A 22,519-nucleotide genomic window follows, 5' to 3' on the forward strand; every position below is an offset into this window, starting at 1 on the left:
TTTTTGAGAAGTTTTTCCGGCGGGTCAGAGACTTCCTGAACCTCCTGAGCCGCTGGCGTTACGCCGTTTGCCGTCTCAGTGGTTGCGCATTATAGGGAAATTCCGACGGGTGACAAGTGTTTATTACAATAAAATGACTGAGCGCGTTATTTTTCATCAGAAGCGTTAAAAGCATACGTTTTCGGGGCAATAAATCAGCATTTCCTGACAGAAAACTGCGAAAGACCGCGGATGAAAGCAAAAATGAGATGCTATTCTTTCTGCATCACAGGGGATTTTCCTGCCGTATTCACCAAAGAAAGGGATACCAATGATTAAATCCGCGCGCAGTATGGCCGGACTTCCATGGATTGCCGCTATGGCCTTCTTTATGCAGGCGCTGGATGCCACCATTCTGAACACTGCTCTTCCGGCCATCGCCCACAGCCTGGGACGTTCTCCGCTGGCGATGCAGTCTGCCGTCATCAGCTATACCTTAACTGTCGCGATGCTGATCCCGGTCAGTGGCTGGCTGGCCGATCGCTTTGGCACCCGTAAAGTCTTTATCGCCGCGGTATTTCTGTTTTCCCTGGGTTCACTGGCCTGCGCGCTCTCGGGTTCGTTGTCGATGCTGGTGACGTCTCGCGTGGTGCAAGGTGTGGGCGGCGCAATGATGATGCCGGTGGCACGTCTTGCCCTGCTTCGGGCCTACCCGCGCAGCGAACTGCTTCCGGTACTCAACTTTGTCACGATGCCAGGGTTGGTGGGTCCGGTGTTAGGTCCTTTACTGGGGGGCGTACTGGTTACCTGGGCCACCTGGCACTGGATTTTCCTCATTAATATCCCTATCGGTATTCTCGGGATTTTCTATGCACGCAAATACATGCCGGACTTTACCACCCCGAAACGCCGCTTTGACCTGATCGGTTTTCTGCTGTTTGGTTTGGGCCTGGTGGGCATCTCCAGTGGCATCGAGTTATTCGGTGAACAGGTGGTATCCAGCGTGATTGCCCTGGGTGTGTTGCTGGCAGGTATCGCATTACTGCTTCTCTATATAGTACATGCACAGCGCCACCCTTCCCCGCTGCTGCCATTACCCATGTTTAAGACGCGCACTTTCTCCGTGGGCATCGTGGGTAATATCGCCTCAAGGCTCGGTACCGGCTGTATTCCCTTCCTGATGCCATTAATGTTACAGGTCGGCTTTGGCTACACGGCTCTGCTGGCTGGCTGCATGGTTGCCCCCACCGCCCTTGGATCCATTCTGGCAAAGTCAACGGTCACTCAGGTGCTACGCTGGTTTGGTTACCGCAAAACCCTGGTCGGGATCAGCATGATTATCGGCGTACTGATCGCCACCTTTGCTTTGCAGGTTCCCGGATGGAGTATGCTGGCGCTGCTCATCCCGCTCTTTATTCTGGGTATGGCGATGTCGACGCAGTTTACCGCGATGAATACCATTACCCTCGCGGACCTGACGGATGCCAATGCCAGCAGTGGTAACAGTATGCTGGCCGTCACGCAGCAGTTAGCGATTGGGTTTGGTGTGGCAGTGAGTGCAGCGGTGTTGCGCTTTTATGAAAACTTCGATGGCACCACGCTTCAGCACTTCCATGCCACCTTCCTGACGATGGGGGTCATTACCGTGCTGTCAGCGCTGGTCTTCCTGCTGCTGAAACCAGGAGATGGCCGCAACCTGATTAGCGACCGTGATAAGAAGAAAGCCTAAAACGCTTATGCCTTGCGAATATCGCCCACTGAGGCGCGTTCCATCAGTTCCGGCGTCAGCACCAGCAATTGGGGGCTGGCCGTCGGATCGGCCAGGCGGTGGAGCAAAGCATCGATCGCCAGCTCCCCCAGCTCATCTTTGGGCTGGTGAACGGTACTGAGGGGCGGCGTCATATAACGCGCCAGTTCGATATTATCGTACCCCACCACGGCCATATCCTGCGGGATACGCATTTCCGCCAGATAGAGTGCGTGATATACCCCGACAGCCATCGCATCATTACAGGTAAAGACAGCCTGAGGTGGGGGATCGAGGGCCAACAGCGTATTCATGGCATTGAATCCCCCCTGGAACTCAAAATCGCTACTGACAATGTAACCAGACGGTATCGCTAACCCGGCGCTGTCCATTGCCTGCTGATATCCCTCAAGACGTAAACGCGCAGGTGTTTTGTCCTGTGGACCGGCAATACAGGCAATTCGCGTATAACCACGCGAAATCAGATGTCGGGTCGCCATCTCCCCGCCCAGCAGAGAGTTATCCTGAATAATGTCGCTGCCGCCTTCAAACGGTGCCCAGTCCATCATAACGGACGGAATGGTGGGATAACGATGAAGTAACTCAGCGGAAGGCAGATGACTTTCGGTACACATAATCAGTAAACCATCGACACGCTTTTGCAGCAGTGTTTCAAGGCTTCGATTCATGCGATCTTCATCACCTTCGGTATTGCACAGTACCAGGCTGTAACCACGTTCATAGCAGCTACGCTCAACGCCACGCACCACCTCGGAATAGAAGGGGTTGCTGCTGGCCGTCAGTAACATGCCAATAGTATGGGTCTGATTCAGCTTCAGGCTGCGCGCCAGCGCAGAAGGTGCGTAATTCAACTGGCTTACCGCCGAGGTCACTTTTTCACGAACCGCTTCGCTCACGAAGCGGTTGTTATTGATAACGTGAGACACGGTGGAGGTTGAGACGCCCGCCAGGCGGGCGACATCTTTCATGGTCGCCACATCTACCCCTGCTGTTGCAAGAAGCTGTCAATCTCATCACGCCAGGGAACGGAAGGTTGTGCACCACGGCGCGTCACGGAAATCGCTGCCGCCGCATGGGCAAAGCGAACGGCTTCTGCCATCGGACGCTGCTCAATCAGTGCCGTGATCAGCGCACCATTAAAGGTGTCGCCTGCGGCAATGGTATCCACAGCTTCCACACGGAAACCCGGAATGCGCTGCCCCTTACCCTGCTCACTTAACCATACACCCCGGCTGCCGAGGGTTATCAATACGGTACGGATACCTTTGTCATGCAGCACTGCCGCTGCACGTGCAGCATCTTCATCGCTGTTGACCGCAACACCCGTGAGGATCTGCGCTTCGGTTTCGTTCGGAGTAATCATATCCACCAGTGACAACAGCTCGTCTGAGAGTTCTGTCGCCGGGGCCGGATTCAAAATCACCTGCGTCTGATGCTGATGTGCGATCTTCGCGGCAGCCAGCACGCTTTCCAGCGGTGACTCCAACTGCATCAACAGTGCTGCGGCATCCGCAATCACCTGTTGGTGCTGCTCTACGCGCGCGGGCGTCAGGGCAGCGTTGGCGCCTGCGTGAATACCGATGGTATTCTCACCTTCGCCATTAACAAATATCAGTGCCACACCCGTCGAGTCACCGACCACGGCTTCCACAGGGCTGACATCAATGCGGTCATTAACCAGTTGCTGACGAATACGTTCGCCTATGTCGTCTTCACCCACGCAGGCGATAAAGGCAATGTCGGCGCCACTGCGCCCGGCGGCAACGGCCTGGTTTGCACCTTTCCCACCGAATGCTACCTGATACTGCTTCCCGATCACCGTTTCGCCCGGACGCGGAAAATGCGTCAGATTCAGAATGTGATCTGCATTAATGCTGCCGAGGACAGCCAGTTTGCCAGTTTTCATCATAAGGGGATTGTCCAGATAAGTGCGCCACCCGGAGGTGGCGCGTGCCATGCTTTTCTTTGATTTATTTGGTGACCAGCTTCAGGTCAACCGGATTGATAGCCTGTACTTTCTGGCCTTTCAGCACCTTATCAGCCGTCTGAACGCCAATAACGCCGATTTGCTCCGGTAACTGAGCCACGGTCGCAGCCAGTTTGCCGCCTTCAACCGCTTTGATCCCATCAGGGGTGCCGTCGAAGCCCACCACTAAGACATCAGATTTGCCTGCCGTTTGCAATGCACGCAGGGCACCCAGTGCCATTTCGTCGTTCTGAGCAAACACCGCCTGCACGTCCGGGTGAGCGGTCAGCAGGTTCTGCATCACGTTCAGGCCCTTGGTACGGTCGAAGTCAGCCGGCTGGCTGGCGAGAATATTGAATTTGTGTGCATCGGCAGCCTGTTTGAAGCCTTCACCACGCTCACGCGCAGCAGACGTTCCGGCAATACCCTGCAGTTCAATGATTTTTGCATTGTCGCCGACTTTCTTGGCGATGAAGTTACCGGCCATTTTGCCGCCGAAACGGTTATCAGACGCCACGTGGCTGACCACGGTGCCCTGAGAGGCTACACGGTCCAGGGTAATCACTGGAATGTTCGCCTGGTTTGCCATTTTCACCGCGTTACCCACCGCATCAGAATCGGTCGGGTTAATCAGTAACAGCTTGGTGCCACGAACGGTCAGGTCCTGCACGTTAGCCAGTTCTTTCGCCGGGTTGTTCTGAGAATCCAGTACCACCAGGTTGTAACCCAGTTTATCCGCTTCCTTCTGCGCGCCATCTTTCAGCGACACGAAGAACGGGTTATTCAGGGTAGAAACCACCAGCGCAATAGTGTCCTTTGCCAGCGCGTTAGCGCTCAACGTGGCGCCTAACAGTACAGCCAGTGCAGTCAGTTTTTTCATCTTCATTTTCATGTCCTGTAAAGGTAAAGAGTTCTATTTACTGCTTTTGTTGTCTACCAGCACCGCCAGCAAAATCACCACAGCTTTGACGATCATTTGGTAGTAAGAAGAAACGCCGAGCAAGTTCAGCCCGTTATTCAGGAAGCCTAAGATCAGTGCACCAATCAGCGTGCCCATAATCCGGCCTTTACCGCCAGCGAGGCTGGTTCCACCCAGCACCACAGCTGCAATCGCATCCAGCTCATAGCCCGTACCTGCCGTCGGCTGCGCCGAGGAGAGACGTGCCACTTCGATGGTGCCCGCCAGTGCCGCTAACATGCCGCACAGCGCATAAACGATAATTTTGACGCGGTTAACACTGATGCCGGACAGACGCGTTGCCGCTTCGTTACCGCCCAGCGCATAAATGTAACGGCCAAGGCGCGTGTGATGCAGCATGTACCAGGCCGCGAGGAACACCACGCCCATTAACCAGACCGGCGTCGGGATACCCAACGGGCGACCGATACCAAACCAGCCAAACAGGTCTGCATTGTCGCTGAAGCCGGTATTCACCGGGCTGCCGTTGGTGTACACCATCGTCACACCACGCAGCAACAGCATCATCACCAGCGTGGCGATAAACGCCTGCACTTTGCCTTTCGCGACAATCGAACCGGTAATCGCACCAATAAAAGCACCCAGTGCCAGCGATGCCGCTACCGCCACCAGTGCATTCACTTCCAGCCCGACAATCGAGGCAGCCACTGCCCCGGTCAGCGCCAACAGTGAACCCACGGAAAGATCGATACCGGACGTGAGGATCACCAGCGTCATACCCACCGCCATAATGGCGTTGACCGACGTCTGTTGCAGAATGTTAAACAGGTTGGCCACAGTGAAGAAATTCGGGCTCAGGCTGGAAACGATGGCAATCAGCACCACCAGCGCGATCAGCGATTTCTGCTCAAGCAGCCATGCCTTACTGATCAGGCGGCGTGAAGGGATTGTTTGCGTACTCATAGTTATGCCAGCTCCGCGCTGTATTGTTTACCCACTGCCGCCGCCATCAAAATTTCCTGCGAGGCTTGTTCAATCGGGAAGTCACCGCTCAGGCGACCTTCGTGCATCACCAGCACGCGGTCACTCATACCCAGCACTTCCGGCATTTCGGAGGAGACGAGAATGATGCTCAACCCTTCCTGTTTAAACTGGTTAATCAGCTGATAAATCTCTTTTTTCGCGCCAACATCAACGCCACGCGTTGGCTCATCGAGGATCAGCACTTTCGGCCGCGTCATCAGCCCACGGGCAATAGCCACCTTTTGCTGATTACCACCAGAGAGCAAGCCAATCGGCTGATTCATTGACGGCGTTTTAACGTTGAACAGCTTGATAAAGTCGCCGACCGCCTGCTGCTCTTCCGCATGTTTCAGGCGGCCCGCGCCATAGCTAAAGTAGTTGAGGGCGGTCAGTGACATGTTCTCTTTCACCGACATGCCCAGCACCAGGCCATCACGCTTACGATCTTCAGAGATATAGACGATACCGTTCGCCAGCCCCTCTTCCGGGGTGCGCGCAAAGACGGTTTTACCGTCCAGCGTCACCGTGCCGCCGCTGCGCGACAAAGCGCCGTACAACACTTTCATCAGTTCGGTACGACCCGCGCCCATCAGCCCGGCCACACCCAGAATTTCGCCTTTACACAGCGTAAAACTGACGTCCTCAACGCCGGAACCACTGAGATGCTCAACCTTCAGGCGAATCTCACCCGGTGCTTTATCCAGGCGTGGATACTGCTCTTCCAGCTTACGACCGACCATCATTTCAATCAGCGACTCTTCCGTCAGCTGGGCCACTTCACGTTCTGCAATAAACTGGCCGTCGCGGAAAATGGTGACGTCATCGCAGACCTCAAAAATCTCTTTCATGCGATGGGAGATATAAACAATGCCGCAGCCCTGCGCTTTCAGCTCGTTGATCACCCGGAACAGCGAAGCGGTTTCGGTATCGGTCAGCGCGTCCGTCGGCTCATCCATGACGATCACTTTTGACTCGAAGCTCAGTACCTTGGCAATCTCCACCATCTGCTGGTCACCGATAGACAGATCGCCGACCAGCTTATGGCTGCTAAAGCGCAGATTCAGGCGTTTCAGTAAGGCATCCGCCTCGGCGTGCATCTTTTTCCACTGGATGCGGCCAAAACGGTTAACAAATTCGCGACCCAGGAAGATGTTTTCCGCAATGCTCAGCTGGGGGATCAGGTTCAGTTCCTGATGGATAATGCCGATCCCGGCTTCCTGCGACTCTTTCGGTCCGTTAAAGGTGGTTTCCTGACCCAGCCATTCAAACGTGCCCGCATCACGGGCGTAGATCCCGGTGAGCACTTTCATCATGGTCGATTTGCCTGCACCGTTCTCACCCACCAGCGCCATCACGCGGCCAGGATAAACAGAGAGCGCCGCACCCGACAGCGCCTTGACGCCCGGGAAGGCTTTATCAATGCCTTTTAATTGCAGTAAAGGTTGCATAACAGCCTCTAGAAGGTCACGCCAGCGATCAGGATGACATTCGCATACGGAGAGCACTCTCCGCTGCGAATGACGGCCTGACTACGCTGAGTCTGGTGTTTGAACTGTTCGTGACTGACATAACTGATACTGATTAAATTACCCTGGTGTTGTTGCAGTAAGTCGAGCAGGGCGATCAGTTCACTATGAAGTTGCGGGTTATGCTGCTTAATTTCCTCCGCAATGATGGCACTCTCGACCTGCATCTCGCTGGTGACCGCCTGGGTAACCTGTAAAAATGTCGGAATTCCATGCGTTAACGCCAGATCGATACGCTGCGGACCCTGTGGGACCGGCAGGCCGGCATCGCCAATCACGATGCTGTCAGTATGACCGAGACGTGAAATCACGGACGAGATATCAGAATTCAGTAAGGTGCCTTTTTTCATTATTCACTCCAGAGCGAAACGTTTCGCTGAGTAGCAGTTTAAGAAATGGCCGGGGGAAAACAATCATCAGATGTTGAAAATGTGATCGCCATCGAAACGTTTCGCTGACGCCGTGAAGGGATTTGTTTTAAGGCAAAAAATGGCCCTTTAATGTTACCGGTAAAGGGCCAGTAATGAATGTATTGAACGCGTGGAGGGTATGGCAGCCTTCACAAAATCTGGCTGAGATGTAACTGGCCCATCAGCAGGTGGTTATCAGCGTAGTCCACCGGAATAGCCACGACTGCGGGCCCCTGCACGTCCATTGCTTTACGCAACGTCGGTTCCAGCATGTCTGCGCTTTCCACAGCAAAACCCGCGGCACCAAACGACTTGGCATAGGCTTTAAAATCAATCGGACCGAATTTCACCCCGGAAACCCGCTGGTATTTCTTCTCTTCCTGCATCGCCACCATGTTGTAGCACTCATCCACCCAGATGATATGCAGCAGGTTCGCCCCCAACCGTACCGCCGTTTCCAGCTCCATACTCGATTGCAGGAACCCGCCATCCCCGGAGACCGAGACCACTTTGCGAGACGGGTCAACCAGCCAGGCACCGATTGCCCAGGGCAGCGCAACGCCCATGGTTTGCTGACCGTTGGAGATCATGATCTGACGGGCACGGAAGCTGTAAAGATAACGGGCGATCCAGATATGGAAACTGCCCATATCCACCGTCAGGGTGACATCACTGTTAATGATGTCCTGCATGGCACGCACGATACGCAAAGGATGCAGAGCAAACTGATTCAACTGATGACCGCGCAGCGCCAGCAGTTCACGCTGCTGCTGGCGGTCACTGAGGATCGCGGCCGCCTGCGGGCTGAGGGTTAACGGGCCGCGAATACGCGCCGTCAGTTTATCCAGCGTGGCGGCAATATCCCCCACCAGCTCGGCATCCGGCTGATAACAGTTGTCGGTATCGGCGGGTAACACATCAATATGCACCAGCGTGGCGTTGCCGCTGTTCCACATTGCGGGTTCATACTCCACGGGACTGTAGCCAATGGTGATAATCAGGTCGGCTTCACGCAGCAACCGGTCGCCCGCCTGATTGTTAAACAGCCCGACGCGCCCGGCAAAACGGGAAAAATGCTCCTGGCGCACCGCCCCTGCCGCCTGATATGTGCTGGTGACCGGAATATGACTACGCTCCAGCAGCTGATGCAGTGCATCACTGTTAGCGGGCTGGCTGGCCATCAGGCCCAGCAGCAGCACCGGGTTTTTCGCCTGTGCGATTTGGCGGGCAACAGCCTCAATCGCCACATCCGGTGCCGCCCCCAGCAGCAGCTGGCCGCTGGTATTCAGCAGATGCCCGCGCGCTGGCTCATTAATAATATCCTGCGGCAGGCTGACAAACGCCGCACCGGGGCGCCCCTGCTCCGCACTGCGAAACGCGTTAGATAACACTTCGGCAATCGCATCTGAGGAACCAACTTCTACCGCATATTTACTGACCGGGCGAAACATCGCCACGGTATCCATGCTTTGATGCACCTGCTTGGCGCTGTCAGCGCGTTTTACCGCCCCGCCCAGTGCCACCACCGGATCGCCTTCGGTGGTCGCCGTGGCCATACCGGTAATCAAATTGGAACAACCCGGCCCGGAGGTCACCAGCGCGACGCCCGCTTTCCCGGTCAGCCTGCCCACGGCCGCCGCCATAAACGCCGCGTTAGCTTCATGGCGCACGGCAATCGTCTGCACCGATGTATCGAGTAACGAGTCAAACACCTTGTCGATTTTTGCACCTGGAATGCCGAAGACCTGCTTCACTCCCTGTGCTTCCAGTTGGGCAACGACCAGATCGGCACCGTGTGCCCATTGTTGAACCTCAGTGACGTTTTTCATCTTTTGTTCTCTCTCTTTTCAGCTTTCAACAGAACGAATGGCGGAATCCAGGTTTTCCGGGCTGAGATCCGCCCGCAGGAAGTCGCTGTCGCCAGGCAGGTCAATCACCAGCTTGCTGATCTCACCAAAGGTCAGCGTGCCGTGATCAAGCTGATAGTCCAGAAGATGACCGCCCCCCTGGCGATCGTCAGTAATAAAGTGTTCGTGATAGCCCGCAACGTTGATGCCCTGCATATACTGCGGCGTGCGAAAACCGATCAACACGCCATTGCGCTGTTCAAAATGAAAGGTGGGCTGCTTGCCGAGCACCTCCGGCATCGATTTATACGGACGATGCTGGCAGGGAACCGTGCGGGTTTCTGCCCGGCTGAAAAGACCGTCGAGACGCAATGCGCAGAACTGATTATCGGAACTGACCTGCTGGTCAATGACCCGATGCACACCAGCCCGATCAACCGGGCCTGTAAAGCGATGCTGATACTGAGGGCGGAAGAAGGTCATCACCGCAAACGGCGATTTCTGGTCAGGGCTGGCCGCACGCGCACTGCCGTCCGAACGTAACTGGTACACTTCACGGTTAAAAGCGATCAGCTCACCATCCAGCTGATTAAAGGTTCCGAGACCAAAATCGCCCTTCTTCAGCAGGTCTGCCACCGTGGTGGTGCCGTCATACACGCCGCTCAGTAACGCACTCATCAGAGAGGTCTGATAGATTACACTTTCTGGCCTTTCCTTCTGCATCACCTTGACAGTTTCAGTCAGCTGTTCCGAACATGAACAATTAGTTACAGAATATGTCATTACCATTCTCCCCGCTAAACTGTTAAGAAGTATTGAATCAATGTTGACTCGATTCAGTTCGGGATTCCAATATAGAACCCCCCCCACTTTGAGACGTTTTCGATATGGAACTGCGGTATCTACGTTATTTCGTTGCAGTGGCTGAGACGAAGCACTTCACCCGTGCGGCGGAAATGCTTGGCATTTCACAGCCACCGCTGAGCCAGCAAATCAAAAAACTGGAAGAAGAGATTGGCACTCCGCTGCTGAAAAGACTGACGCGTGGCGTGGAACTGACGGACGCCGGGGAGGCGTTTTACCGGGATGCCTGTCAGATCCTGGCACTGACCGGTCATGCGCTGGAAAAAGCAAAAGGGATCGCCCGCGGCATCAGTGGGAAGTTGTCGATTGGTTTCGCCAGCTCCACCGCTTTTCATCCGCAGATATTTCGGGTGCTGCGCCGTTTTCAGGATCGTTTTCCAGACATCACCCTGCTGCCGCAAGAGGAGAGCATGGCGTCGCTAATGCATGATCTACAAGAGGGATTACTGGATGCCGCCTTTGTGCGACTGCCCTGTGAGAGCAGTAAGGCGTTTAATCTGAAAGCCATCGCCAGTGAGAAGATGGCGCTGGTACTGCCCACCGGGCATCGGCTTGGCCACTCGCCGTGTCTGTCGCTGGCGCAACTGAGCGAAGAACCGTTGATTTTGTTTCCGCGAGAGGTGGCCCCCAGCCTGTATGAAGTGATTATCAGCGCCTGTCTGCGCGCCGGGTTTCAGCCGAATGGCGTGCAGCAGTCACCGCAGATTTCGTCGAGTGTGAGTATGGTCGCCGCGGGCTTCGGCATTACCATCGTGCCCGATTCACTGCGCTGTATCAGTCTGCCCGGCGTCAGCTTCCATCAGATTGAGGATGCTGCGCTGGGCAGTGATATCGCTCTGGCCTGGCGGCGCTGGGATCGCTCTCCCGCCCTCCACCACCTGGTCACGATGCTGGCTGGTGATTAACCGCCGATTTTACGCACCTGTTTGACGTCCAGTTCCAGCGAGTTGAAGTCTTTATCCAGTTTGCCCTGGAGTTCAACATTGTCTTTCGGGCCAATGGTCTGCCCGTCCCAGCGCTTATCGTCAATTTCGACGGTCATGGTACCGGTGACATCACGGAACAGATAGTCTTCATCACCCATACGCTTCTCAATATGGCCGCGCAGGGTCACCCAGGTATCATCACTCAAATTCTGCGCCTGTTTGACGGTAGCCACCGTGCCATTAGGGCCGCTAAACCCACCTTTCTGGGCCTGGGCTGCCGGGGCACTCGGGTCAACAAAACCGCCGCCCTGGACGGCGAGTACTGGCATGGACATCAGGGCGGTGATCGCCAGTAATGCTGCTGTTTTCTTCATCATGTTCACTTTTCCTTATGCAGTAGAGCAGTCAGTTCTGCCTGGTAACGTCTGTTCAGCCACTATTACAGCAAAAGGTTCTTAACAGGATCTTAAGGATGCTTTCAACTCAAGTTTATTGTCTTAAATTGACGAAAAGTCGCTAATTTCGTCGATCGTTGCTGTACAAGCCGCCGTTTGATTGGGTATATACCCTAAATAATTCGGTGAACTGCGAAGGATGACACCATGCGAATTCTGTTAATCGAAGATGACCGCCTGATTGGCGACGGCATTAAAGCCGGGTTAAGCAAACTGGGTTTCAGTGTTGACTGGTTCACCCAGGGTAACGAGGGGCTGCGGGCGCTGAGTGCTGCACCCTACGATGCGGTAGTGCTGGATCTCAGCCTGCCAGAAATCGACGGACTCACCATTCTGCGCCAGTGGCGACAGCAGGGGCGTGATGAGCCGGTGCTGATCCTGACGGCACGCGATGCCCTGGAGCAACGCGTCAGTGGATTACAGCAGGGAGCCGATGACTATTTATGTAAGCCGTTTTCCCTCAGCGAAGTGGCTGCGCGTTTGCAGGCGCTGATCCGCCGCCGTCACGGCCAGCTGCAACCAACACTGCAACACGGCAGCCTGGTGATGGAGCCGGGTTCCCATAGCGTCACGCTAAACGGCGAACCGCTGGTGCTGAAAGCACGCGAACTGGCGCTGCTGGAGCTGTTTCTTCTCAATAATGGACGCGTGCTTACCCGCACACAGCTGGAAGACAAACTCTACGGCTGGGATGACGACGTCTCCAGCAATGCCGTGGAAGTGCATATCCACCACCTGCGCAAAAAACTGGGCAGCGCGTTTATTCGTACCATTCACGGCGTGGGCTATACGCTGGGATCCGCACCATGATGCACCAAAGTCTGCGCCTGCGTCTGATGCTCGGCTTTTTGTTACTCAGCCTGCTGTGCTGGGGTGTGGCCGCTGTCGGTGCCTGGTGGCAGACCCGGCACAATATCAATGAGTTGTTTGATACACAGCAAATGCTGTTCGCTAAACGGCTCACCACCCTGAATATTGAGTCAGGGGATCAGAAAACGCTGACGCTGCCGAAAACCAAAAAAATACTGCGCCATCACCGTGGCGATCAGGACGATGATGCGCTGGCCTTTGCCGTGTTTCGCCGTGACGGTCAGATGCTGCTTAATGATGGTGATAATGGCCGGGATTTCATCTTTGATTATCAGCGCGATGGTTTTGTTGACGGCCGCCTGCGCGGTGACGATGACCGCTGGCGTATGGTATGGCTGCAAACACCGGACAGTCGCTATGTGGTAGTGGTCGGCCAGGAGTGGGAGTATCGCGATGATATGACCCGCGATCTGGTGCATACCAACCTGATGCCGTGGCTGGTGGCGCTGCCGGTGATGCTGATATTGATGCTGTGGCTGATTACCCGGGAGCTGTCGCCGCTGAAACAGATCGCCCACCAGCTGAGGCAGCGCGCCCCGGATGATATTACACCCCTCACCGCACAGCGTGTGCCGCAGGAAGTCCGCCCGCTAGTAACTGAACTGAATCAGCTGTTTGGGCGCATCGGTGACATGCTGCTGCGCGAACGCCGTTTTACCTCGGATGCCGCCCATGAACTGCGTAGCCCGCTGGCCGCGTTAAAAGTGCAGACGGAGGTCGCCCAGCTGGCCCATGACGATGCCGCAGTACGCCATCATGCACTGACCAGCCTGGATGCAGGGATAGACCGCGCCACCCGGCTGGTGGATCAACTGCTGACGCTATCGCGTCTGGACGCCGGGGAGGATCTGGAAAAACAGACGGTGCAGTGGCAGGCGATCATGCAGAAAGCGGTGGTGGATCAGTATGCCGCCGCACAGGCAGCGGGCGTGGAACTGGCGCTGGATGCTCCCGAACCGCCCGTTATCCGCGAGGGTCACCCGCTGCTGCTGGCGCTGCTGGTGCGCAATCTGCTGGATAACGCCATTCGCTACAGTCCGGCGGGCAGTGAAGTGTGGCTGAAACTGACACCCGGCGCGTTGCAGGTGCTGGACAATGGGCCAGGCGTCAGCCCGGACGCGCTGGCACGTATTGGTGAACGGTTTTATCGCCCGCCAGGCCAGCAACAGTCTGGCAGCGGTTTAGGCTTGTCGATCGTTCATCATATTGCCCGCCTGCATGGCATGACGATCACCATGGAGAATCGGAAAGAGGGAGGATTTGCGGTGACGGTAAATTTTAACGGATAACCAGGGCGAGGCATGCCTCGCCCCTACGATGGGCAGGTTTGTAGGGGACGGGCATGCCCGTCCCGAACCGCGCTAAATCTCGACCTGAGTACCCAGCTCAATCACGCGGTTAGGCGGGATTTTAAACTGATCGGGTGCCCGTAGCGCATTACGTTGCAGCGCCAGGAACAGCTTGCCACGCAGGCGCAGATACCACGGACGCTTACCGATAATCAGCGACTCATGTGACATAAAGAACGACGTTTCCATCATCCGGCAACTCAACCCTTCCAGGCCGCAGCGGTGGAAAATCTCCTCCACGTTGGGGGTTTCACGCCAGCCGTAACTGGCCACCACACGCCAGAAGGTCGGCGACAGTTGCTCGATGGTCACGCGCTTCACGTTATGGACATAAGGTGCATCTTCGGTACGCAGCGTCAGCAGCACCACACGCTCATGCAGCACCTTGTTGTGTTTCAGGTTATGCAGCATGGCAAACGGGATCACGTTCAGGGCACGCGACATATAAACTGCCGTGCCCGGCACGCGCACCGGTGGCGATTTCTCCAGCGAGGCAATCATCGCCTCCAGCGAATTGCCGTGCTCGTGCATGCGGCGCAGCAGGCGGAAACGTTCGCTTTTCCAGGTGGTCATCACCACAAACATCACCAGCGCCAGCGACAGCGGCAGCCAGCCTCCGGCAAACACTTTCACCAGGTTTGCAGAGAACAGTGACACGTCAATGCACAACATGCCGACCAGCAGTGCGATCACCAGATAACGATTCCAGTGCCAGTTTTTAATCGCCACCACGCTACACAGGATAGCGGTCAGCACCATCGTTCCGGTTACGGCAATACCGTAAGCGGCAGCCAGATTGCTCGAATGCTCAAAGCCAACAATCACGATCACCACCGAGACATACAGCAACCAGTTGATCACCGGAATGTAAATCTGTCCCGACTCCTCTTCCGAGGTGTACACAATGCGCATCGGCGGCAGATAGCCGAGACGAACAGCCTGACGCGTCAGGGAGAAGACGCCTGAAATCACCGCCTGAGACGCGATAACGGTCGCCAGCGTGGCCAGAATCAGCATCGGGATCAGCGCCCAGTCAGGGGCTAACAGGAAGAAGGGGTTTTTGATGGCTTCCGGATTTTCCAGCAGCAGCGCACCCTGGCCAAAATAATTCAGCACCAGCGACGGCAGCACCACGATAAACCACGCGAGACGGATCGGATACTTACCAAAATGGCCCATATCGGCGTACAGCGCCTCAACGCCCGTGATGGCCAGCACAACGGCCCCCAGCGCAAAGAAGGACACCATTTTGTATTCAACGAAGAAATGAACCGCCCAGTAAGGGTTCATGGCGTGCAGGACTTCGGGGTTACTGATGATGCCGCGTGCACCGAGTATCGCCAGGACAAGAAACCACAGCAGCATGACGGGTGCAAACAGCTTACCGACCAGCCCGGTCCCGTGTTTCTGTATCATGAACAGCAACGTCAGCACGCCGATGGACAGCGGCACAATATAGCGGTCAAGGGAGGGAGCAGCGATCTCCAGGCCTTCAATGGCCGAAAGCACAGATACCGCCGGGGTGATCACCACCTCGCCGTAGAAGAAACTGCCACCAATAAGGCCCATGATCACCAGCACGGCGGTGGATCGCGCCCCGGTATTGCGTCCCGCCAGTGACATCAGTGTCAGTATCCCGCCTTCCCCGGCGTTGTCGGCGCGCATCACGTAGCTGATATATTTCAGCGAAACGGTGAGCAAAAGCAGCCAGAAAATCAGCGACAGAAAGCCGAAAACGGCATCACGCTCAACACCAAAACCAAACTGCCCGGAAAGGCATTCACGCAGGGTATACAGCGGGCTGGTACCAATATCACCATACACCACGCCAATCGCTGCCAGCGTAACGGCACCAAGGGATTGCTTCTTTTCAGAACTCATAGACTTGTCTTTTTTTGCGGTGGACTGACGCGGGATTGCGTACGGCTCAACTGCCCGTCAAAACGCGCACAGTATGCATGATTAAGCATGAATGCCTATCCTTAATTGCCAGTTAAATGACAACATCAATGGTCAGTGTCACCCTTTGATAATAAAAAAGCTGACTGCAATCAACTCTTTCAAGCATCATAGCCAGTAGTGTTTGCGCTCGCCAGACAGCAATCTGGCCTGACCGTAGAAAAAGGATGAATGTTTGATTATGGCCCACTCTCAATTATTGGCGGAACGCATCGCCCGCCTCAGCAATGCGCTAGAGAAAGGACTTTACGAACGCCATCATGCGATTCGCCTTTGCCTGCTCGCCGCCCTGTGCGGTGAGAGTGTATTTTTACTCGGTCCACCGGGCATTGCCAAAAGCCTGATTGCCCGCCGACTCAAGTATGCTTTCCAGCATGCCCGCGCGTTTGAATACCTGATGACACGCTTCTCCACCCCGGAAGAAGTCTTTGGTCCCCTCTCTATTCAGGCACTAAAAGACGAAGGGCGCTACCAGCGTCTGACCAAAGGCTACCTGCCTGACGCGGAAATCGTGTTTCTTGACGAGATCTGGAAAGCCGGCCCCGCCATTCTGAATACGCTGCTCACCGCGATTAATGAACGCCGTTTTCGTAACGGTGACAGCGAAGAAAAAATCCCGATGCGCCTGCTGGTCACGGCCTCTAACGAACTGCCGGAAGCCGACAGTGGGCTGGAAGCACTGTATGACCGTATGCTGATCCGCCTGTGGCTGGATAACGTGCATGAGAAGCAGAACTTCCGCAGCCTGTTGACCCACCAGCAGGATGAGAATCAAAACCCGGTATCCGATTCACTCTGCATCAGCGATGAAGAGTATCTGGAGTGGCAGCAAGGTATCAGTAAAGTCAGCCTGCCAGATGATGTTTTCGAGCTTATTTTCCAACTGCGTGAACTGTTGGAAAATCAACCAGAAGCGCCCTATATCTCCGATCGCCGCTGGAAAAAAGCGATTCACTTATTACAGGCCAGCGCCTTTTACAGTGGCCGTAGCGTGATCGCACCTATTGACCTGATCCTGCTCAAAGACTGCCTGTGGCACGATGTGGGATCGATGAAACTGCTGGATCGCGAACTGGATAACCTGATCACCCAGCACGCCTGGCAGCAGCAGCCGATGCTGTTCAAATTGCAGCAAATTAATACCCGCCGCCTGGCGCTGCAGCAGCAACAAAGTGTGGAACAGGCTATCCGTCTGGAGAAACATGGCGGTATGTTCAGCCGCAAACCTCACTTTGATTTGCCAGCAACTCTGTCAGCCGATGCGCTGACGCTGATGCTGCAAAAACCGCTCACGCTACACGATATGCAGGTCACGCATATCATCCTGGCCCGCGAAGCGCTGCATCACTGGCTGCAAAAAGGCGGCGAAGTGCGCGGAAAACTCAATGGTATTGGCTTTGCCCAGACGCTGGATCTGCACGTAGACAGCCATGATTGCCTGACGCTGCGCGACGTCAGCCTGCAAGCCTCGCGCCTGATGCTGCCAGGTAAACCACAGCAAGGACTGCCTGAAGAGATTTCACTGGCGCTGGATGAGCTTGATACCCAGCTTCGCGCACAGCGCACGCTGTTCAGCCAGCATCATCGCTGCCTGTTTATCAGCGATGACTGGCTGGCACGTGTGGAGGATAGCCTGCAACAGGTCGCGGAACAGTTGAAGCAGGCGCGTCAGTGATCTCACTTGATACACTGAGTATGTTTCTGGCAGTCAGTGAAAATGATCTGATTGAAGAACTGGTGATCACGCTGCTGGCATCGCCGCAGCTGGCCGCCTTTTTTGAAAAGTTTCCCCGACTGAAGAATGCCCTGACGCGCGATCTTCCCCGCTGGAAGTCTGAGATCCTGCAACAGTTAAAATCAACCCCGGTCCCGGACGATTTGGCGGCAGAGTTCAGCCGCTTCCAGCAGTGCCAGACACTCAGCCAGCCTGATTTCAGCGGCCAACTGCCCGAATTGCTGACCTGGCTGGATCAGCATCACTCGCCCTTTGCTGAAAAAGCGCGAACGCTGGTCAGCCATCACGATACGTTGCAGCTCAGTGGCGCCCAGCAGACGCTGTTTTTACAGCGCTGGCGACTGAGCCTGACGCTGCAAACACTGACCCTTAACCAGCAGTTGCTCGATCAGGAGCGTGAAAAACTGCTGGCCGATCTGCAACAGCGTCTGGCGATGAGTGGTCAGCTGGCTCCCGTACTGGCCACCGATGACGAAGCGGCTGCCGGGCGGCTTTGGGACCTGACCCGCAGTTCACTGCAACGCGACGACTACCAGCTGATGGTGCAGTACGGTGATTTCCTTGCCAGCCAGCCGGAGTTGCTGAAACTGGCGGAACAGCTGGGCCGCAGCCGGGAAGCTAAAGCGGTACTCTCCGACGATGCCCCGCCCGAAGCCTTCCACCAGCTGGTGCGTGAACCAGAAAGCGTGCCGGAAGAAGTCAGTGGTTTGCACCAGAGTGACGATATTCTGCGTCTGCTGCCACCGGAGCTGGCGACGCTGGGGATCAGCGAACTGGAACTGGAGTTTTACCGTCGGCTGGTGGAAAAGCGCCTGCTCACCTATCGGTTACAGGGAGAGAGCTGGCATGACAAAGTCACTCTGCGCCCGGTGACCCACCATCATCATGATGAGCAGCCGCGCGGCCCGTTTATCATCTGCGTGGATACCTCCGGCTCAATGGGCGGTTTTAATGAACGCTGTGCCAAAGCGTTCTGCCTGGCGCTGTTGAAGGTGGCGCTGGCCGATAACCGTCGCTGCTACATTATGCTGTTTGCCCATGAAGTGGTGGGCTATGAACTGACCGCTGAAGATGGCATCAGCCAGGCGATCCGTTTTCTCAGCCAGCGTTTTCGTGGCGGCACCGATCTTGCTGCCTGCCTCGATGCCGTCTTACTTAAGCTCTCCGGCCCGCAGTGGCAGGATGCTGACGCCGTTATCCTTTCTGACTTTATCGCTCAACGCCTTCCTGATGCGCTGGTCAAACGCGTGCGCGACCATCAGAGCCAGCAGCTCCAGCGCTTTCATGCCGTTGCCATGTCCGATCATGGAAAACCCGGCATTATGCGTATCTTTGACCACATCTGGCGTTTCGACACCGGGCTAAAAAGCCGCCTGCTCCGTCGCTGGAAACGCTGACGCTCGCCTTTGACCCAATTCTGCAAAGCTTATTTGCTATAGTGATGTATACGCTTTGGCCAATGAGCAAGATGGGAGCATCACGTGACTTCGCAACAACACCCGACAGGATTACCTGCGCCAACCCGCACGCTGCTGTTAACCGGCAATGACCCGGAACAAAAACGCCAGCAGCTGCTCAACTATTTCCGCCAGACGTGGGAGCTGTATGAAAGCCTGTTTGACTGCCTGGCGGACGAACGGGCCTGGACCACCAAAGCGATATCACTACGTCATCCGCTGATCTTCTACTACGGCCACACCGCCACGTTCTATATCAATAAGCTGATGGCTGGCCGCCTGCTCGACAACCGCACCGACGACAGCATCGAAGCGATGATGGCCATCGGCGTCGATGAGATGAGCTGGGATGACCTCGACACCAGTCACTATGACTGGCCCTCCGTTGCTGAACTGCGCGATTATCGCGGTAAAGTGCGCGCCCGCGTTGAACAGCTGATCCACGAGATGCCGCTGACGCTCCCCATCACCTGGGACAGCCCGGCCTGGGTTGTACTGATGGGCATCGAACATGAACGTATCCATCTGGAAACCTCCAGCGTGCTGATTCGTCAGCTACCGCTGGCGTGGGTCAAACCGCAGCCACACTGGCCGGCGTGCACGGAGGCGCGCCATGACCGTCAGGCAGTGCCGCACAACAGTCTGATTAATGTTGCCGCAGGACGGGTCACTCAGGGAAAAACCGATGACACTTACGGCTGGGATAACGAATACGGCAGCCGCATCACCGACGTAAAAACCTTTGAAGCCAGTCAAATGCTGGTCAGTAACGCGGAATTCTTCGACTTTGTGACGGCCGGGGGTTATCAGACGCCGCGCTGGTGGGATGACGAAGGCTTGGGCTGGCGTGAATTCGCGAAAGCCAGCCAGCCCACCTTCTGGGTCGGTAACGCAGACCAGCCCGAAACGCTGAAGCTCCGTCTGATGGCGGAAGAAGTCCCGATGCCCTGGGACTGGCCAGCCGAAGTGAATCAGCTGGAAGCGGCGGCATTCTGCCGCTGGAAAGCCGAAGTGACAGGCCAGTCAGTCCAGCTTCCTGCCGAAAGCGAATGGATGCTGCTGCGTGAACAGGTCGCTGGCGATCAGCCTGACTGGGATGACGCACCGGGTAATATCAATCTCGCCCACTGGGCCTCATCCTGCCCGGTCGATCGTTTTGCTCAGGGTGAATTCTACGATCTGATCGGCAACGTCTGGCAATGGACGACCACGCCTGTTTCAGGTTTTGAAGGTTTCCGCGTCCATCCTTTATATGATGACTTCTCCACGCCGACCTTTGATGGCAAACATTCGCTGATCAAAGGAGGCAGCTGGATCTCAACCGGGAATGAAGCGCTGAAGTCGGCACGCTACGCTTTTCGCCGACACTTCTTCCAGCACGCCGGTTTCCGCTATGTGGTATCCGATCATCAGGAAAGCCAGGCCAGCAACCCGTATGAAACCGACAGCATGGTGTCACAGTACCTCGACTTCCAGTACGGGCCGGAATACTTCGGCGTCGCTAACTACGCGAAGGCGCTGGTGGAGATGGCCTGCGGTGTCACAAACCAGCGCCAGCGGGCACTGGATATTGGCTGTGCCACCGGCCGGGCCAGTTTTGAACTGGCGCGCTATTTCGGGCAGGTGGTAGGAATGGACTATTCCGCACGCTTTATCGATGTGGCATTACAGCTCACCAGCGGCGAAGCGTTCCGCTACGTCACCCAGGAAGAGGGTGATCTGGTGGAATACAGGCAGGTGCAGCTGAAGGATATTGACCTCGGCCCTGAACAGGCCAGCCGCATTCAGTTTGTACAGGGCGATGCCTGCAACCTGAAACCGCAGGCTGAGCCATACGATCTGGTGCTGGCTTCAAACCTGATTGATCGTCTGCGCCAGCCACGTCGCTTCCTGCAGGACATCACCCGCATGATCCGCCCCGGCGGCGTGCTGATGCTTTCTTCTCCTTATACCTGGCTGGAAGATTTCACGCCGAAGGAGAACTGGCTGGGTGGCATTCGCGAGAACGGTGAGGCGCTGTCGACTTACCAGGCGTTGCAGCGCCTGCTGGCGGCCGATTTCGATGAGATCGAACCCGCGCAAGATGTGCCGTTTGTCATCCGTGAAACAGCGCGCAAATACCAGCACACCGTCGCTCAGGTTACGCTGTGGCGTAAACGTTAATCTTCTGTTCTCCGGCGGGCACCCTTCGGTGCCCGCTATCATATCTGCACTCCGATTGCCATTTTGTTCACGATCCCGCACATTAAACGTCTATTTATTGAAGAACATTCAATCCCGGAGTCACCATGCCTGAAAACATGCAGCCAGATAGTCTCGATCGCGGCATTCTCAATGCACTGATGGAGAATGCCCGTACCGCCTATGCCGAACTGGCCAAGCAGTTCAACGTCAGCCCCGGCACCATCCACGTGCGCGTGGAGAAGATGAAGCAGGCGGGGATCATTAAAGGCACGCGCGTAGAGATAGACCCGAAACAGCTTGGTTACGATGTCTGCTGCTTTATCGGCATTATCTTGAAAAGTGCCAAAGACTATCCTTCCGCAGTGGCGCGACTGGAAGCACTGGATGAAGTGGTGGAAGCGTATTACACCACCGGGCACTACAGCATCTTTATTAAGGTGATGTGCCGCTCGATCGATGCCCTGCAACAGGTGTTGATCAACAAGATCCAGACCATTGATGAAATCCAGTCCACTGAAACCCTGATCTCGTTGCAGAATCCGATTATGCGGACGATCATCCCTTAAATCATGGTGTTATCTCTTTAGGCTGACATGAGTAGAATCCAGCATCTGAACCATCAACCGATCGCAGGAACGTCAGGCGATAGCATCCGGGATGATCGCGTCTGTTGATTCCTGGCCTGCCAGATGTGAGTCCGGCGGGTATGGCTTGACTAACGACAGAGTGCATACTGGATATAGAAAGACCAAAGCCAGTAACCGCAAAGTACGATAAAGGAAATATTGGGCAGCCAGGATTTACATTTTTTTCGCAGAACCCAGTACAGAAAAGGGCTGATCATCATTAGAGTCATCGGTCCGGTAACATCCCGGATATCATCCATGTCATAGGCACGCATCAGATCGCAGATATTCTTTATTCTAACGCCGTCAATGTGTTCGGTATAATCCGGCATGGCGCCTGACCATATCATCATCAGACAGAAAAAATAATAAAGCGGGATAAGTGCCTTTATTAAGGGAAGATACATACTCATTCACGCACACCTGATATTTCCAAAAGACCGCCCCGTGACATCATGCTCCTTGTGCTTATGCATCTTCCATCGGGCTAAATCATAAAAATTCCACTTATGGAAAATCTGTTGCTGGTCCCTCGGGCAGAATCGATTGTTTTTCTCTTCCATCTTCTCTCCATGAACGCTGTGCTGCACACCCTTGTGCCGGCTCATCTAAAACCACAGTAATAGTAATGTCAATATCGGCATATCAGGAACATG

General features: G+C 55.4%; 19 protein-coding genes. 8 read left to right on the top strand and 11 right to left on the bottom strand.

What is annotated here, in order from left to right:
* Nucleotides 1-310 precede the first annotated feature (310 nt).
* A complete protein-coding gene (gene mdtD, locus ACFL9S_RS20425; protein WP_405263677.1) occupies nucleotides 311-1,708 on the top strand; it encodes a multidrug transporter subunit MdtD in 1,398 nt (465 codons plus the stop codon).
* Between the two features lie 5 nt (nucleotides 1,709-1,713).
* Here mdtD and rbsR read toward each other — a convergent pair whose 3' ends face one another.
* The 8 genes from rbsR to budA form a co-directional block, all read right to left on the bottom strand.
* Nucleotides 1,714-2,724 (bottom strand): ribose operon transcriptional repressor RbsR, encoded by a 1,011-nt coding sequence (gene rbsR / locus ACFL9S_RS20430; RefSeq protein ID WP_405263678.1) that lies wholly within the window; start codon nucleotides 2,722-2,724, stop codon nucleotides 1,714-1,716.
* Nucleotides 2,725-2,726: 2 nt separating this feature from the next.
* Nucleotides 2,727-3,656 (bottom strand): ribokinase, encoded by a 930-nt coding sequence (gene rbsK / locus ACFL9S_RS20435; protein WP_405263679.1) that lies wholly within the window; start codon nucleotides 3,654-3,656, stop codon nucleotides 2,727-2,729.
* Nucleotides 3,657-3,717: 61 nt separating this feature from the next.
* Complete coding sequence (gene rbsB / locus ACFL9S_RS20440) at nucleotides 3,718-4,599, bottom strand: ribose ABC transporter substrate-binding protein RbsB (RefSeq protein WP_405263680.1); 882 nt, start codon at nucleotides 4,597-4,599, stop codon at nucleotides 3,718-3,720.
* 27 nt (nucleotides 4,600-4,626) lie between these two features.
* The gene (rbsC, locus tag ACFL9S_RS20445) at nucleotides 4,627-5,595 is read right to left on the bottom strand and encodes a ribose ABC transporter permease (protein WP_405263681.1); all 969 of its coding nucleotides are present in this window, start codon (nucleotides 5,593-5,595) and stop codon (nucleotides 4,627-4,629) included.
* Between the two features lie 2 nt (nucleotides 5,596-5,597).
* Nucleotides 5,598-7,103, bottom strand: a complete 1,506-nt coding sequence (gene rbsA, locus ACFL9S_RS20450) for a ribose ABC transporter ATP-binding protein RbsA (protein ID WP_405263682.1) — start codon at nucleotides 7,101-7,103, stop codon at nucleotides 5,598-5,600.
* 8 nt (nucleotides 7,104-7,111) lie between these two features.
* Entirely contained in the window at nucleotides 7,112-7,531 is a 420-nt protein-coding gene (gene rbsD / locus ACFL9S_RS20455) for a D-ribose pyranase (protein ID WP_405263683.1), read from the bottom strand.
* 209 nt (nucleotides 7,532-7,740) lie between these two features.
* Nucleotides 7,741-9,420 (bottom strand): acetolactate synthase AlsS, encoded by a 1,680-nt coding sequence (alsS, locus tag ACFL9S_RS20460; RefSeq protein ID WP_405263684.1) that lies wholly within the window; start codon nucleotides 9,418-9,420, stop codon nucleotides 7,741-7,743.
* A gap of 18 nt (nucleotides 9,421-9,438) precedes the next feature.
* Nucleotides 9,439-10,221, bottom strand: a complete 783-nt coding sequence (gene budA / locus ACFL9S_RS20465) for an acetolactate decarboxylase (RefSeq protein ID WP_405263685.1) — start codon at nucleotides 10,219-10,221, stop codon at nucleotides 9,439-9,441.
* 104 nt (nucleotides 10,222-10,325) lie between these two features.
* On the opposite strand from budA, the gene ACFL9S_RS20470 reads away from it, so the two are divergent.
* Nucleotides 10,326-11,207 carry a LysR family transcriptional regulator gene (locus tag ACFL9S_RS20470; protein ID WP_405263686.1) on the top strand — a complete coding sequence of 294 codons (882 nt, stop codon included), beginning with the start codon at nucleotides 10,326-10,328 and terminating at the stop codon, nucleotides 11,205-11,207.
* On the opposite strand, the gene ACFL9S_RS20475 is transcribed toward ACFL9S_RS20470, so the two are convergent.
* On the bottom strand, nucleotides 11,204-11,602 hold the full coding sequence (locus tag ACFL9S_RS20475) for a YgiW/YdeI family stress tolerance OB fold protein (RefSeq protein WP_405263779.1): 399 nt from the start codon (nucleotides 11,600-11,602) through the stop codon (nucleotides 11,204-11,206). The genes ACFL9S_RS20470 and ACFL9S_RS20475 overlap by 4 nt on opposite strands.
* Nucleotides 11,603-11,830: 228 nt before the next feature.
* On the opposite strand from ACFL9S_RS20475, the gene qseB reads away from it, so the two are divergent.
* Nucleotides 11,831-12,493 carry a quorum sensing response regulator transcription factor QseB gene (qseB, locus tag ACFL9S_RS20480; protein ID WP_405263688.1) on the top strand — a complete coding sequence of 221 codons (663 nt, stop codon included), beginning with the start codon at nucleotides 11,831-11,833 and terminating at the stop codon, nucleotides 12,491-12,493.
* Nucleotides 12,490-13,842 (top strand): quorum sensing histidine kinase QseC, encoded by a 1,353-nt coding sequence (gene qseC / locus ACFL9S_RS20485; protein WP_405263689.1) that lies wholly within the window; start codon nucleotides 12,490-12,492, stop codon nucleotides 13,840-13,842. The genes qseB and qseC overlap by 4 nt, the downstream gene beginning before the upstream one ends.
* A 72-nt stretch (nucleotides 13,843-13,914) precedes the next feature.
* Here qseC and kup read toward each other — a convergent pair whose 3' ends face one another.
* On the bottom strand, nucleotides 13,915-15,783 hold the full coding sequence (kup, locus tag ACFL9S_RS20490) for a low affinity potassium transporter Kup (protein WP_405263690.1): 1,869 nt from the start codon (nucleotides 15,781-15,783) through the stop codon (nucleotides 13,915-13,917).
* A 259-nt stretch (nucleotides 15,784-16,042) separates the two neighbouring features.
* On the opposite strand from kup, the gene ravA reads away from it, so the two are divergent.
* From ravA to asnC, 4 genes are all read left to right on the top strand, one after another.
* Nucleotides 16,043-17,536: an ATPase RavA gene (ravA, locus tag ACFL9S_RS20495; RefSeq protein WP_405263691.1), complete on the top strand. Its 1,494-nt coding sequence runs from the start codon at nucleotides 16,043-16,045 to the stop codon at nucleotides 17,534-17,536.
* Nucleotides 17,533-18,993 (top strand): ATPase RavA stimulator ViaA, encoded by a 1,461-nt coding sequence (gene viaA / locus ACFL9S_RS20500; protein WP_405263692.1) that lies wholly within the window; start codon nucleotides 17,533-17,535, stop codon nucleotides 18,991-18,993. Before ravA ends, viaA begins: the two co-directional genes overlap by 4 nt.
* A gap of 84 nt (nucleotides 18,994-19,077) precedes the next feature.
* Nucleotides 19,078-21,216, top strand: coding sequence for a 5-histidylcysteine sulfoxide synthase (gene ovoA, locus ACFL9S_RS20505; RefSeq protein ID WP_405263693.1), 2,139 nt, complete (start codon nucleotides 19,078-19,080; stop codon nucleotides 21,214-21,216).
* A 125-nt stretch (nucleotides 21,217-21,341) separates the two neighbouring features.
* Complete coding sequence (gene asnC, locus ACFL9S_RS20510; protein WP_200642177.1) at nucleotides 21,342-21,803, top strand: transcriptional regulator AsnC; 462 nt, start codon at nucleotides 21,342-21,344, stop codon at nucleotides 21,801-21,803.
* Nucleotides 21,804-21,952: 149 nt separating this feature from the next.
* On the opposite strand, the gene ACFL9S_RS20515 is transcribed toward asnC, so the two are convergent.
* On the bottom strand, nucleotides 21,953-22,276 hold the full coding sequence (locus ACFL9S_RS20515) for a DUF2645 family protein (protein ID WP_405263695.1): 324 nt from the start codon (nucleotides 22,274-22,276) through the stop codon (nucleotides 21,953-21,955).
* Nucleotides 22,277-22,519 lie beyond the last annotated feature (243 nt).

Origin of the sequence: Erwinia sp. AnSW2-5 (assembly GCF_045107195.1) — a bacterium.
GTDB lineage: Bacteria > Pseudomonadota > Gammaproteobacteria > Enterobacterales > Enterobacteriaceae > Erwinia.